General features: G+C 45.1%; 12 protein-coding genes. All 12 read right to left on the minus strand.

All coding sequences use genetic code 11. The features are described 5' to 3' along the window. Positions 1–77 precede the first annotated feature (77 nt). The 12 genes from GON05_RS21240 to GON05_RS21295 all read right to left on the minus strand — a co-directional run bounded on the left by GON05_RS21240 (position 78) and on the right by GON05_RS21295 (position 14,240). Entirely contained in the window at positions 78–2,285 is a 2,208-nt protein-coding gene (locus GON05_RS21240; RefSeq protein WP_157321584.1) for a penicillin-binding transpeptidase domain-containing protein, read from the minus strand. Positions 2,286–2,300: 15 nt separating this feature from the next. Then, positions 2,301–2,735, minus strand: coding sequence for a cell division protein FtsL (gene ftsL, locus GON05_RS21245; protein WP_127451961.1), 435 nt, complete (start codon positions 2,733–2,735; stop codon positions 2,301–2,303). Positions 2,736–2,755: 20 nt separating this feature from the next. Continuing rightward, entirely contained in the window at positions 2,756–3,706 is a 951-nt protein-coding gene (gene rsmH, locus GON05_RS21250) for a 16S rRNA (cytosine(1402)-N(4))-methyltransferase RsmH (protein ID WP_127451958.1), read from the minus strand. Between the two features lie 27 nt (positions 3,707–3,733). Further along, positions 3,734–4,171 (minus strand): division/cell wall cluster transcriptional repressor MraZ, encoded by a 438-nt coding sequence (mraZ, locus tag GON05_RS21255; RefSeq protein WP_157321586.1) that lies wholly within the window; start codon positions 4,169–4,171, stop codon positions 3,734–3,736. 125 nt (positions 4,172–4,296) lie between these two features. Further along, positions 4,297–5,382 carry a DUF4349 domain-containing protein gene (locus GON05_RS21260; RefSeq protein WP_157321588.1) on the minus strand — a complete coding sequence of 362 codons (1,086 nt, stop codon included), beginning with the start codon at positions 5,380–5,382 and terminating at the stop codon, positions 4,297–4,299. Between the two features lie 134 nt (positions 5,383–5,516). After that, a complete protein-coding gene (locus GON05_RS21265; RefSeq protein WP_157321590.1) occupies positions 5,517–6,779 on the minus strand; it encodes an adenosylhomocysteinase in 1,263 nt (420 codons plus the stop codon). Positions 6,780–6,791: 12 nt separating this feature from the next. Continuing rightward, the gene (gene bshC / locus GON05_RS21270; protein ID WP_246239274.1) at positions 6,792–8,420 is read right to left on the minus strand and encodes a bacillithiol biosynthesis cysteine-adding enzyme BshC; all 1,629 of its coding nucleotides are present in this window, start codon (positions 8,418–8,420) and stop codon (positions 6,792–6,794) included. A 158-nt stretch (positions 8,421–8,578) separates the two neighbouring features. Continuing rightward, positions 8,579–9,541: an ABC transporter ATP-binding protein gene (locus GON05_RS21275; protein ID WP_157321594.1), complete on the minus strand. Its 963-nt coding sequence runs from the start codon at positions 9,539–9,541 to the stop codon at positions 8,579–8,581. Continuing rightward, complete coding sequence (locus GON05_RS21280) at positions 9,534–10,568, minus strand: ABC transporter ATP-binding protein (protein WP_246239275.1); 1,035 nt, start codon at positions 10,566–10,568, stop codon at positions 9,534–9,536. Before GON05_RS21280 ends, GON05_RS21275 begins: the two co-directional genes overlap by 8 nt. A 16-nt stretch (positions 10,569–10,584) precedes the next feature. Further along, entirely contained in the window at positions 10,585–11,517 is a 933-nt protein-coding gene (locus GON05_RS21285) for an ABC transporter permease (protein WP_157321598.1), read from the minus strand. A gap of 3 nt (positions 11,518–11,520) precedes the next feature. After that, the gene (locus tag GON05_RS21290; RefSeq protein ID WP_157321600.1) at positions 11,521–12,453 is read right to left on the minus strand and encodes an ABC transporter permease; all 933 of its coding nucleotides are present in this window, start codon (positions 12,451–12,453) and stop codon (positions 11,521–11,523) included. Positions 12,454–12,557: 104 nt separating this feature from the next. Continuing rightward, entirely contained in the window at positions 12,558–14,240 is a 1,683-nt protein-coding gene (locus tag GON05_RS21295) for a peptide ABC transporter substrate-binding protein (RefSeq protein ID WP_157321602.1), read from the minus strand. Positions 14,241–14,254: the final 14 nt, after the last annotated feature.

The raw sequence follows: 14,254 nt of genomic DNA on the forward strand, positions 1-14,254 counted from the left end.
TCCCAAATAAGTCAGTCTCATTCCTAACATGACTATTCGGGACAAACAGGGGTTAGAACAAGCCTACCACTTTCAGGCTACTTTGTACTTGCTACCGCCGGTTTATCGCTTAATGGTTTCAGCGTCAGTGTTGCGCTGCGCCCTTCCCCCTCACCTGCACTCGTTTGCTCCGAGACATAACCCTCGCCAGAAGTTTGGCAGTCCACTTTGAAGAAGGAGCAAGCTTCTACGGCATCGCGCAAGGATCGACCCACTAGGTTTGGCAGGGGCATTTCACTAACGTTCTGCATGGCCACATATATTCGTTGCGTGGATAAGATTTCAGTTCCCGGTTTGGGGAATTGATCGACAACTTGATCTCCCTTGCCGAAAACTTCCAATGCCAAATTGCTATCCTTCGCCGCTGCTTTCGCATTCGCGGATGTCATTTCCATGAAATTAGGCACTTTTAATTTGTTCGCTTCTTTGGCAACCATTTGTGTCTGCTTGCTTGATTTAACCCCCATATATTGCAGGGATTCCCCAACAATATCTTTAAAAGCCGGTGCTAGAACTTGTCCGCCCAAATGGTAATTACCGCCAAGATCAGGCTGATCTGCGATCAACGTGACGAGAATTTTGGGATTTTCAACAGGTGCATAACCAATAAAAGAGATAACCCAGGTATCGGTTGAATACGTTTTTTCTCCAGGAAGTACCAAGTTTGCCGTACCTGTTTTGCCGGCTACGCGGTAGCCTTCCATGTAGGCCAACTTCCCTGTTCCGATATCTTGGTCGGAGACGACTTGTTCCAAGTAGCCGCTAACCGTAGCTGCCGTCTTCTCGCTCACGACTTGTCGCACGACTTGCGGCGCGAAGGATTGAATGGTTTTCCCTGTTTTGGGATCTAAGATGTCCTTCACAATGTGCGGCCACATTAATTTACCACCGTTCGCCATTGCTGCATAAGCGGCCGTTTGCTGAATGGCCGTAACAACGACTTTCCCTTGTCCATATGTTGCAGTTGCATACTCCGATGGATATTTCATGTCGATGAGTCCGGATACTTCATTAGGCATATCGATATTTGTTTTTTCATTAAATCCAAACTTCTCTATGTAACTCTTGAGTTTAGGTTGCGTGAGCTTCTCAATTCCTAATTTGACGAAAGCTACGTTACTTGAACGCTTAAGACCATCCAGATAAGAAATTTTGCCCCAACCCACACGGTTGTGGTCATGCAGCTCCCTATCCTGCACACGAATCATACCTGACTGGTACATCTCATTGGGATTGAACAACCCCTCTTCGACCGTACCTGCTAAAGTGACAATCTTGAACGTCGAGCCAGGCTCATATCGGGAAGCAACCGCATTATTTTTAAAATCACTTTGATCTTTAATATTCCAGTACGTATTCGGATTAAAGGTCGGTGTATTCGCCATACCCAAAATTTCCATCGTTTGCGGATCGACTGCAATAGCCGTCAAGCTTTTGGGATGCCATTTATCGTTTACTTTGGCCAGCGCGCTTTCCAAATAGAACTGAATGTTCTTATCAATGGTGAGCCGCACATTATTGCCGTCTTCCGCCGGTTTAAAATCAACTTTGGCATCCGGCAGTTCCACGCCTTTGCCGTCTTTTTCATAGCTCAGCATGCCAGGAACGCCTTTCAGCGTGTCGTCCAGCTTCAACTCTAAGCCAAGTGAAGCTTTACCTTCTTTGTTCGTATATCCAAGAATATGCGCAGCTAACGTTTCCCCTGGATAATACCGTTTCTTTTCTTCAATGATCCCGATTCCAATGTTCGTTTTCGCCGATTTATTCAATCGCGTTTGCATGGTTGTAATGAAGTCACGAACTTGATCCGCTTTCTCCTTGTCAATTTTCCAACCTTCGTTGCGAATTTCGACATTGACCGCAAAATCACTGCCGTCCGGCTTCTTCCTTGTGGCAAGCTCGCGAATCTTGTTTTCAAGCGTTGCTTTAGTCACATCGGATTCTTTCAAAATATCCGCCAACCCTCTGGCGATATCATCCGCCGCATGCAGGCTATCTATCATTTTGGGATTCAGCGTAACGGTGTAGGCGGTTCCTTCTTCAGCGAGCACTTTATTATTCCGATCAAGAATAGTCCCGCGAACAGGCGCGATAATTTTGTCCGTCTCCCACTTTTCTTCCGCTTGTTCTAGCAACCAAGAAGCATCTACCACTTGGATCCAATAGACTTTAGCAATAAGGACAACAAAAAGAAGGGTGAAGAACCCTCCAATGAGTAAAGAACGCAGCTTAATTTTTTTTGTCATATCGATACCTGCCCGTTACGGTTTAGAAGCAGCTTTAGTATTTTTACTACTGCTCGTGGTAGTTTTCGGTTTGGCCGGAGTCACTAAACTTACCTTTTTGTCATCATCTAAATTAAACCCGAGGCGGACAGCTTCCTCTTTGAGACGATCAGGACTTTGCAGTTTCTCTACTTCCTGCTTCAAAGCGCTGTTCTGGGCTTGAATCTCGCGAATTTCTCCTTGCATTTTCAATATGCTTGCATTCATTTGATAGATGGACGCGTATCGCCAAATGATCACACCTGCAACAAGGACACAGAGGAGAACCGTGAACAGATACAGCATTTTTTCTTGGGTCGGTAGCGATTTATTGCGGTAAACAACTTTCGTTGTCTCTTTAATCTTAACCTTAGCTGCTGGAACAGTCCTTTTCCGGTCAAGAGCTAAATTCCCCTGGATGTAAGATGGCATATCAACTTCCTCCTTTTGTGTCAAAGCTTTTCGGCAATACGTAATTTGGCGGATCTTGCTCTTTGGTTCACCTCAAGTTCATGCTCACTAGGTATGATCGGTTTGCGTGTTACTAATTTAAGATCACCAGATTTATCGCAAACACACATCGGAAACGCCGGCGGGCACGTACACTTCTCCACATTTTTGACGAAAAATTGCTTGCAGATGCGATCCTCCAAAGAATGGAACGTGATCACCGCTACTCTGCCCTCCGGAGCCAAACATCTCACAGATTGCTCCAACGCTTCTTCAAAAGCGCCCAACTCATCGTTAACCGCTATACGCAGCGCTTGAAAACTTCGCTTAGCCGGATGTCCACCTGTTCTTCTTGCGGCTGCAGGAATTCCTTCCTTAATCAGCTCAACAAGCTCACCTGTGGTTTCAATCGGCCCTTTGGTACGAGCTTCGGCTATGACGCCTGCAATACGCCGTGAAAATTTCTCTTCCCCGTATTCAAACAAAATCTTCGCAATTCGCTCAGGAGCCCATTCATTGACGATCGTTTTGGCGGTTAATTCCGTCGTACGATCCATTCTCATATCAAGCTCTGCATCTTGATGATAGGAGAAGCCTCTCTCGCCATCATCCAGCTGCGGGGACGATACGCCAAGATCGAAGAGAATCCCATCAACCTGCGGTTTTCCATCCCGTAGTGCTCTTGGCTCATTCATGAGCACCTGCTCCAAGTCTCTGAAGTTGCTTTTCACGATTTTCACGCGATCCAGGTATGGAGCTAGTACGGTTTGAGCATTAGCCAGAGCAACATCGTCCTGGTCAAGGGCAATCAGTAACCCATTAGGACCTAATTTAGAAGCTATGAGGGAACTATGCCCCGCACCTCCCATCGTACAATCCACGTATACGCCATCAGGCTTTATATGTAAACCTTCAACTGATTCTTCTTTTAGTACCGTCACATGATGAAACAACTTGGTGTCCTCCTAAATTTCAAGCATCTATAAATCAAAATTAAAGTCGACGAGTTTCTCCGCTATTTCATTGAACGACTGTTCCGATTCATTGGCATAGCTTTCCCAAATTTGCTTACTCCAAATCTCTACTCGGTTGGAAACACCGATAACGACACAATCTTTTTCAAGCTTCGCGTGGTCAACGAGATTGCCTGGAATATTCGCCCGACCTTGTTTATCAAGGTCGCATTCGGTTGCGCCTGAGAAGAAAAAGCGGGTGAATGCACGTGCATCTGATTTCATCAGTGGCAATGCCTTCAGTTTTTGTTCGAGAATGGTCCACTCGGAACGAGGGTACACGAACAAACACTGATCTAGACCGCGAGTGATAACGAAGGATTCGCCAAGGGCTTCACGAAACTTGGCCGGGATAATCATTCGGCCTTTTTCGTCTATGCTATGTTGATATTCCCCCATGAACATAGCATGGCGTCCCCCTTTCCCTCCACTTCGTACCACTTTTCACCACTTTTTAATGTTAATTCGCCAATAACGCAACAAATCCTGCTTTTTGAGCAGGATTTGTGAAAAAATTTTCATTTTTGGGTCTATTCTGCGTCTATTGTTCCTTGTTTCTCATCTTCAAGTGAGTTTAAAGAAGCATTTTGCTCTTTGAGCTGATTTCGCATCGCGGCCAATTGCTTGTTTCTTTTGCGCCTGTATACCCAAATCGGAATACCGATCAACAGTGCAATTACGAGGATTGGGAACGCAGCCGCCAGGAAAACAAGGATCCCTTGCAGCACAGCTACTAGTACATTTAGGCTAGAGTTCCATGCTTTCTGGATACGGTCGTTTAAACTAAGTTTGCTTGGATCCGAAAGAAACGGCTTCTTATCCGTTTGTTGATACATCCGAATTTCAATCGTGGAATAAGCAACATTTTGATCCAAATACCTCATTCGACCTTTGATCTGCTCGATCGCCTCTTGCACTTTCGAGAGCTCATTTGAGAAGGCCAGCAAATCATCCGTCTTTGAAGCTTTTTCCATAAATCCGAGCAATCTCGTTTCAACCAGCTGTTTGGCTTTCAAACGCGAGCTGAGATCAACGTATTCTTCCGTTACATCCTGCCCTTGCACATTCCTTTGCAGAGACGGACTAAGCTTCTCCAAGCCATCCAACAAAGAAACAAAGCCATTGGCCGCTACTTTGATGGTATACGTGCCGCCTCTCTCTCCTGTATTAGCATTCTCCGAGAACTGCAGGATGTAAGCTCCACTCAAAGTCACAAGGTCTCTAAGCGCTGTTTGAGCCTTCCCGTAGTCATCAACGGGCATAACCAAATTAGCCCGGTAAATCAGCTTACGATTAAATCCCGCCGCTTCATCGCTGCCCAATGCCGGCATGACAGTCATCGTCGCATCTTTGCCATCGGCCGGCGTTTGAGCCGTCCCTGACTCTGCCGCTTTGAGGTCACTCGCCGCCTGCGTCTGAGCGGCAGGAGTCGCGGCCTTTTGACTCTCGGCACGTAGTTCTTCTTTCGCCATTGCCCCACTGCTTGAACTCATTTTTTGCTCTGAAGACGATGCGGCATCATTTTTGGATGAACTGCATCCAGCCACTAGGCTGCTAATCAGCATACACACAGCAAGCAGCAACGAAACCTTTTGACCCCACTTCTTGACCCCCATCTTGCCATCTCCTCGCTACCAAATATAGGTTATACACCCTATAAACGGGTAACAAACAAAAAATGTTGCAAAATTTTTACAAATAAAAAAACCTCTCAGACCACTTAAAAGCGGTCCAAAAGGTTCTCAAGTTCTTAATGCTCTGCCCAACTGTCAAGGTACAACTTTTGCTCATCGCTTAAAGAATCAATGCTAGTGCCTAACGACTCCAATTTGAATCTGGCCACTTGCTCATCCAGTACATAAGGCACGTTGACAACTGTTTTTCCTAATTTATTATACTCGTCATTCACATATTTGAGAGACATCGCTTGCAGCGCAAACGTCATATCCATGATTTCAGCAGGGTGTCCGTCACCTGCCGCCAGGTTCACAAGGCGACCTTCAGCCAATACATAGATTTTACGGCCATCAGTCAGTTGATATTCTTCAATATTGCGACGAACCGTACGTTTGGATACGGATTGTGCTTCAAGCTCAGGTTTGTTGACTTCTACGTCGAAATGGCCTGCATTCGAAAGAATAGCGCCATCCTTCATCACTTTATAGTGTTCGCCGCGGATAACATCCTTGTTGCCCGTTACCGTCACGAAGAAATCACCTAATTTCGCCGCTTCAATCATCGGCATTACCGCAAAACCGTCCATGTAAGCTTCAACGCCTTTGATAGCGTCAATCTCTGTTACGATCACATTAGCGCCAAGGCCTTTGGCCCGCATCGCAACACCTTTACCGCACCAGCCGTAGCCGACAACAACAACTGTTTTACCTGCAACAACCAAGTTCGTTGTACGGTTAATGCCGTCCCAAACGGATTGACCTGTACCATAGCGGTTGTCAAACAAGTATTTACAGAAAGCATCATTCACAGCAACCATCGGGAATTCCAGTTTCCCTTCCTTTTCCATCGCTTTCAAACGAAGAATGCCGGTTGTTGTTTCCTCCGCACCGCCGCGAACTTGAGCAGCAAGGTCTTTACGCTCGGAGTGAAGAATGGATACCAGATCCCCTCCGTCGTCAATGATCAGGTCAGGCTTCGTTTCAAGCGCCTTAATCAATAATTCCTTGTACTCTTCCGGGCTAGGGTTGTATTTCGCGAATACCGTAATGCCGTCCTCAACAAGTGCAGCACATACGTCATCTTGTGTAGAAAGAGGATTACTGCCTGTAATCGTAACTTCCGCTCCGCCTGCTTTTACCACTTTAGCCAAGTAAGCTGTTTTGGCTTCCAAGTGCAAAGAGATGGTTACTTTCAACCCTTTAAAAGGCTGCTCTTTTTCAAATTGCTCACGAATTCGGTTCAAAACAGGCATATGCGCATGAACCCAATCAATTTTCAAATGGCCTTCAGGTGCCAGCGACATATCCGTAACAATACTTTTTTCAACAGTTGTCATGTATACTTCCTCCTACAAATAATAAACACGGTGCAAACCGTCCACAGGAATCGGCGTCTCGACAAGCGCACGCAGCCAATCATTCCCATATCGATTCATATAAACACACCCATTATACACTCTTTCTTGCGGCTTTGCTAACGGTATTATGGTTAGTCGAATGCGCTCAAGCTGTCTTAACGTCGCATCAAACTGTGTTTTGTACGCATCCGAAGCTTTATTTTGCAGGAATTCTATTTGTTCTAAAATCTTCGTCAAGTTCGTATCTCCGAGCTTTTTAATGCCTGGATTAATTACGGCCAGTGATTCTACAAGAGGCCCATAGCTGGTCTCGAAATCGGTTTTCACCTTATCAAAACGCTCGCCTAGCCGCATTGTATCTTGCGCATCCAGCCAATCCTGTTTCTTTTGCTCAAAGCGATGCAGAACATCCTCAAACGTAAAATCATATTTGTGCATCTGCTTCTGAACGGTGCCTTCAATTAAAGTAAACTCCAAGCGCGGCACAACAATCGGCATTTTCATCCCAAACTGTTCAAACCCTTGCTTCGTGAGCGCCCAGTAGGCAATCTCACCGGCCCCTAATACGCTGGCCAACACAGGGAACAGAAACTCCTGCATCAGCGGTCTGGACATAACGTTGTTGCTCAACTGCTCGGGGCTCGTTACCGCCAGATCATGCAACTGCTCTTTCGTAAAGCGATACTCCTTTTTCTTATCTGTAAAATACTCACCCTCTCGATGCAGAAGCAAACGATGTCCTCCAGCGTAAACGAAAAGGTTAGCCCCATCCTCTGCAATTTCCGCTTGACTGCTGTAACCTGCCTGCTGCACCTCGTCTTGACTCTTCATTAGAGATGCAGCGAAGGCTTCATTTTGCAAAACAAGCTGCTCGAACATCTCTGTTTCTATCGCTCGAAGCGCGGGTTCATCGGAATCAATCAGAACAAGTCCGTATTCGCCAAACAGAACAGCCATCCAACGGGCAAAAGCATCGGATAACGTAGCGCTGCCTTCCGTCGTGCTTTCTAATTTCGCCATCAAGGAAGCTTTGAACTCTGTATCCATCAAAGACTGATCCAAGGCCGCCAAGGCGTCCTTCCACGCTTCAGGCTCCAGTGGAAGCTTGCTGACTGACGTGCGGTGCCCTGTTGGGTGATCCACCTTCATTTTGTCAATCTGCTGCGTACTAGACAGGACGTACATATGATTTACTTCATCAAAATCATGGTCTTCGCCAGCGATCCAAAAAACAGGTACGACCGGACGATTTAATTTGGAGCTCCACTCACGAGCGAGTTGAATAATCGTGATGGCTTTGTACAAAACAAGCAGTGAACCGCCAAACAGCCCTGCTTGCTGTCCTCCAACAACGGCGAGTGCCTCTTGGCTGGCTAGCGCGGTAATCTGATCCAAGGCAGCCCCGGTATTACCAATTCGCTCATTGTATGCTTTCAGCACTTCCACCAGGCGCCCGCGATCCGCCTTGCGTGCGGAATGCCCTTCGTCCAGCCACTTAACGCGAGACTGCCAATCTTCTTGATTTCCAAAATAATATGGAAATAATGGTGAAGCTTCTGCTGACTGTTGAATATAATCTTCAGCTAGCTTCTGACTCTTTTTCCAATGAAAAGTTTCCATTTGCATATGCGACTAGTGTCCCCTCTTCATACCAAATAAATCGACTATCCTTTGATTGTACACGGTAGAGATTCAATCGTCAAAACTGTATTTCAAATCATTACAATTGAATGCATCAATGCCAAAAAGCCGCCCCTTTCGGGACGGCAAATGAGTGCTTAGTACAAATGACAAGCTACGAAATGATTTGGTTCCACTTCTTTGCTTGGCGGCATGGATTCCGCGCATTGCGGCATCGCTTGCGGACAGCGCGTACGGAACGGACAACCGCTAGGCGGGTTGAGCGGGCTTGGTACGTCGCCTTGAAGAATGATACGTTCGCGTGTACGTTCGATTTCCGGATCTGGAATCGGAATCGCTGATAGCAGCGATTGCGTATACGGGTGCAACGGTTTCGCGTAAAGATCATCGGATGTTGTAACTTCAACCAAGTTGCCAAGATACATAACACCGATACGGTCAGAAATGTGCTTCACCATCGCCAAATCATGCGCGATAAACAAGTAAGTCAGGCCCATTTCCTTCTGTAATCTCTTAAACAAGTTGACAACTTGAGCTTGTACGGAAACGTCCAATGCTGAGATCGGCTCATCGGCAATAATGAATTTCGGCTCGATCGCAAGCGCGCGGGCAATCCCGATACGTTGACGTTGACCACCGGAGAACTCATGCGGGAAACGGTTCGCATGCTCATCATTCAGACCAACTGCGCGAAGCAGCTCCATAACGCGTTCTTTGCGTTTCGCTCCGCTGTACAATCCATGAATATCAATACCTTCTGCAATGATATTCCCAACCGTCATACGTGGATTCAAGGATGCGTAAGGATCTTGGAATACCATTTGCATATTCCGGTTAAATTCTTTCAGCTTTTTGCCTTTCAGCTTATGAACATCTTCGCCGTCGAAAATAACTTCGCCTTCTGTCGCATCATAAAGCTTAATAATCGTTCTACCAGCCGTGGATTTACCACATCCGGATTCCCCTACGAGACCGAAGGTTTCACCGCGGTTGATTTCGATGGAAAAATTGTCAACGGCTTTCAACACTTTCCCGTTGCCAAGATTAAAATGCTTCTTCATATTGCGAATTTGCAGAATTGGTTTATTGGCATTAGACATGTTGATGACCTCCCACTCCAACAGGACGTTCAACTTTCGGCGCATCAGGATGCAACAGCCAGCAAGCAGAACTATGCGTCTCGGATAGCGTAGTGTGTTCCGGATCTACTTCCAAGCAATGATTCATTGCATATGGACATCTAGCTGCAAATGCACAACCTTTTGGAGGTGCAAATAAATCTGGTGGTGTACCAGGAATCGGTACAAGTTCTTCGTTCGCATTTGTATCCAAGCGCGGTACAGAACGAAGCAAACCCCATGTATACGGATGCTGCGGATTGTAGAAAATCTCGTCTACAGTTCCTTGCTCGATAATTTTACCTGCATACATAACCACAACGCGCTGCGCCATATCAGCTACAACACCAAGGTCATGCGTAATTAAAATAATAGATGAGTCCGTCTTCACGGAAATGGTTTTCATCAAATCGATGATTTGAGCTTGAATCGTAACATCCAGAGCCGTTGTTGGCTCATCCGCAATTAGAAGCTTAGGGGAACAAGCTAGCGCAATCGCGATCATAACACGTTGACGCATACCACCAGAAAGCTCATGCGGATATTGATGGATACGGCCTTCCGGCGAGTTGATTCCGACAAGCTTTAGAATTTCAATCGCTTTTTCGGTTGCCGCCTTCTTGCTTAATCCTTCATGCTTGATAAGACCTTCTGTAATTTGATCGCCGATTTTCATCGTCGGATTCAGGGAGGTCATCGGATCCTGGAAAATCATACCGATTTCGGATCCGCGAATTTTTTCCATTTGTTTGTTGGAAAGTTTGGTAATATCCGTTTTTCCGTCAAACATGATAGAGCCGCTTTTTATATAACTAGGCGGAGTAGGAATTAAACGCATGAGCGTTTGTGCCGTAACGGATTTACCGCAACCGGATTCACCTACAATCGCCAACACTTCACCTTTTTTCAAAGAAAAAGATACGCCGCGAACAGCTTGAACTTCCCCCGCATACGTACGGAAAGAAACTCGCAAATCTTTCACTTCAAGCAAATTGTCTTTGGTGCTCATCATTATTCACCCCTTCTTACTTGCGCATTTTTGGATCCAGCGCATCACGAAGCCCATCGCCGAGCAAATTGAAGCTTAACAAAATTAAGCTGAAAATGATTGTCGGGAAAATGAGGCGATGCGGATATAACCGAATATAGTTGGCGCCGTCAGACAACAAGTTACCCAGCGATGCCAGCGGCGGCTTTACGCCAAGACCGATAAAGCTTAAGAATGCTTCAGTAAAAATCGCTGATGGAACAACGAATGTAATTTGTACGATGATGATCCCAAGCGCATTCGGAATTAAGCTGCGCAAAATGATTCTCATTGGCGATGCGCCAAGTGTGCGAGAAGCAAGTACGAATTCTTGTTCTTTGAGCGTCAACATTTGACCACGTACCAAACGAGCCATAGGAACCCAACCCGTTATTGCCATTGCCAAAATAATAGAAGAAACACCTGATCCAATAACCATGATGAGCAGGATGGCGATCAACAAGAAAGGAATCGCATAAACGATTTCAATCGCACGCTGCATCACTTCATCCACTTTTCCGCCGTAATAAGCAGAAATACCACCATAAATAACACCAATAACCAAGTCAATTAATGCAGCAACAATCCCGATGAATAACGAGATACGAGTTCCCCACCATACACGTGTCCAGAGATCACGACCGAAGTCATCTGTTCCGAACCAATGTTGGGCGTTAGGAGTAATATTTTTAATTTTAAGATCCTGCGTCTGATAATCGTAGCTTGAAACAAAAGGAACAATAATCGCTAATACGATTAAAGCAACCAATATAATTAAGCCAGCCATAGCCAGTCTATTTTTCTTAAGTCGTCTCCAAGCGTCCTGCCAATAATTAAGCGAAGGTCTTACGATTCTTTCGCCAGTTAATGTTTCTTTTGCAACGGGAGCAAACTTGTAGCTATTCTCTGTTGCGTTATTCGGAGTTTGCATGAATTATTTCCCGCCTTTCCCAAGACGAATTCTAGGGTCTACAAAACCATACACAATGTCTGTGATAAAAATAACCAAAATGAGAATGGCTGAATAGAAAATCGTCAATCCAGAAATCATGGTGTAATCGTTGGAGTAAACCGATGAAACGAAATGTTTACCCAAACCTGGCACTGAGAAAATTTGTTCAACGACAAGAGTACCTGTAATAACGTTTACAAATATTGGGCCGATAATTGTGATAACTGGCAATATCGCATTTCGAATTGTATGCTTCACAACAACCGTCATATTGGATAAACCTTTGGATTTAGCCGTTTTAATGTAATCTTGGTTAAGAACGTCTAGCATGGATGTACGCATCAAGCGAGCCAAAATGGCAATGGTTCCGAAAGAGAGCGCAATCGCTGGCAAAACACGATAGCTTGGTCCTTTCCACAAACCAGCTGGAAGAATTCCCCATTTAACACCAATATAATACGAAAGCAAAGGACCTAGTACAAATGATGGGATCGAAACACCCAAAATCGCGATAAACATAGCAGTGTAATCGCCTGCTTTGTTATGCTTAAGCGCCGCAATAATCCCCAAAGTAAGACCAGCAATAATCGCAATAGCGATTGAGATCAAACCAAGCTCCAATGAAGACGGGAACGCTTGTTTGATAATATCTGTAACTTTGTGTGCAGGGAATTGAAAGGAAGCTCCTAGATCGCCATGGATGATATTGTTCAAGAAAGTCAAATACTGTTCCCATAACGGCTTATCTAGTCCGTATTGCTTAAGCAGCATATCTCTTGTAGCTTTAGGAATCTTTTCGGCGCCTTCTCCTAGTGGATTACCTGGTAAGTTTTTCATCAATACGAAAGTAAATGATGAGATCAGCCATAACGTGATAAGCGCATATATGAGACGGCGAAGAATAAACTTGACCATATTGCTCCTCCTTTAATAATTTACAGCTAAGAAATTTAGAAGAGGCCGCTCCCACGAGGTGCGAACGGCCCCTTCCTTTGATTCAAAACCTTATAGTTCAAAAATTACTTAACAGAAGCCCATTTCAATTCCCACTCTTGACCGAAGGAAGGAAGGATCAAACCATCGATATTTGGCTTTTTCAAGTAAGCACGAGTACGGAAGTAAATTGGAGATACACCTTGATCATCCATCAGGATTTTCTCAGCATCAACCAAATTTTTCGCGCGTTTGGAAGGGTCAATTTCCGTTTGAGCTGCTTTAATTAGTTTGTCATACTCAGGGTTGCTGTAATCACCTTCGTCAAACTCTCCACCAGTTACCCACATATCCAAGAATGTCATTGGATCGTTGTAATCTGCGCCCCATAGGGAAAGAGCGATATCGAAGTCATGTTTGGACGACAATTCGATACGGAGTGCGTGTGGAACCGGGTTCGCTTCTGCTTCGTATCCAAGGTTTTGTTTCCATTGTGCAAGGATGAACTCAAGTGATTTTTTAGCAGTTTCAGTATCATCTGCATTCACTTTCATTTTTGGAAGAGCTGTCAAGCCAGCTTCTTTCAAACCTTCAGCAAGCAATGCTTTTGCTTTGGCAGCATCGAATTTTGGTTGTGTTTCGCCAGCAGATTTACGGAAATCGCCGCCTGCACCGTCGGAAGTACCACCTGGTACTAGACCTGTGGATTGAACGGAACCATTCGCAAGAACAGTGTCAACAAAAGCTTGACGATCAATTGCCATACCTAATGCTTGACGAATTTTCTTGTTAGCCAAGGCTGGAACTTTTTTCGTTTGGTACATCAAGTATGTGTTAGTCAACTCTGGTTTAGGCAGGTTGTCCGGTTTGCCAGCGTAAAGTTTCAATTGATCACGGTTAATTTCAGTCAAATCAGCAGCATCAGTTTCATACAGGTTAAGACCTGTATTCGGATCTTTCACAATGTTAACTGTTGCTTTAGTAATTTTTACGTTAGCAGCATCCCAGTACTTCTCATTTTTAACAAGTTCAAGCGTTTGGCCGTGATCCCATTTGCTAAGGATGAACGGACCTGCACCGATAACTTTATCAGCTTCCGCGCCGTATTTATCGCCAGCTTTTGTTACGAAATCTTCACGTTGTGGCAAGAAAGTTCCGAACGCAAGCATTTGTGTAAAGAAAGTAACTGGTTTCTCAAGCGTGATTTCTAGTTGTTTGTCGCTGATCGCTTTTACACCAAGAGCATCTTGAGCTTTTTTAACTTCTTCAGGTGTTTTAGCTTTAGTAACAGCTTCTCCACCTTTAATCCAAGCTACTACGAAACTATATTGCCCTTTTGTAGCAGGATCTAATGTACGTTTGAAGGAATAAACGAAATCTTGTGCTTTAACCGGTTGACCATCCGACCAGTTTGCATTGTCACGAATGTCGATTGTGTACGTCAAACCGTCAGCAGAGATTTTCGGCATATCTTTAGCAAGTCCAGCAACAGCTTTACCGTCTTTGTCCGTACGATAAAGACCTTCGTTAAATGCGCTGATAAATGTAAAAGCAGCATTTGCCGTTGCTTTGGAGCTATCCATGATTGGAGGCTCTGCACTAAAGTTAATTTTAATTTCTTGCGGTTTGTTGGAAGCTGGTGCTGCAGTACCTTTCGTATCTCCGGACGGGGACGCGGAAGGAGTTCCCTCATTCTTCGCGCAACCAATCGCTACGCTGCCCATAAGTGTTAATGCTACTGCTGTTGTAACCCACTTTGTCGCTTTCATAAAACGCCTCCTCT

This window comes from Paenibacillus anseongensis (assembly GCF_009757995.1).
GTDB lineage: Bacteria > Bacillota > Bacilli > Paenibacillales > NBRC-103111 > Paenibacillus_E > Paenibacillus_E chondroitinus.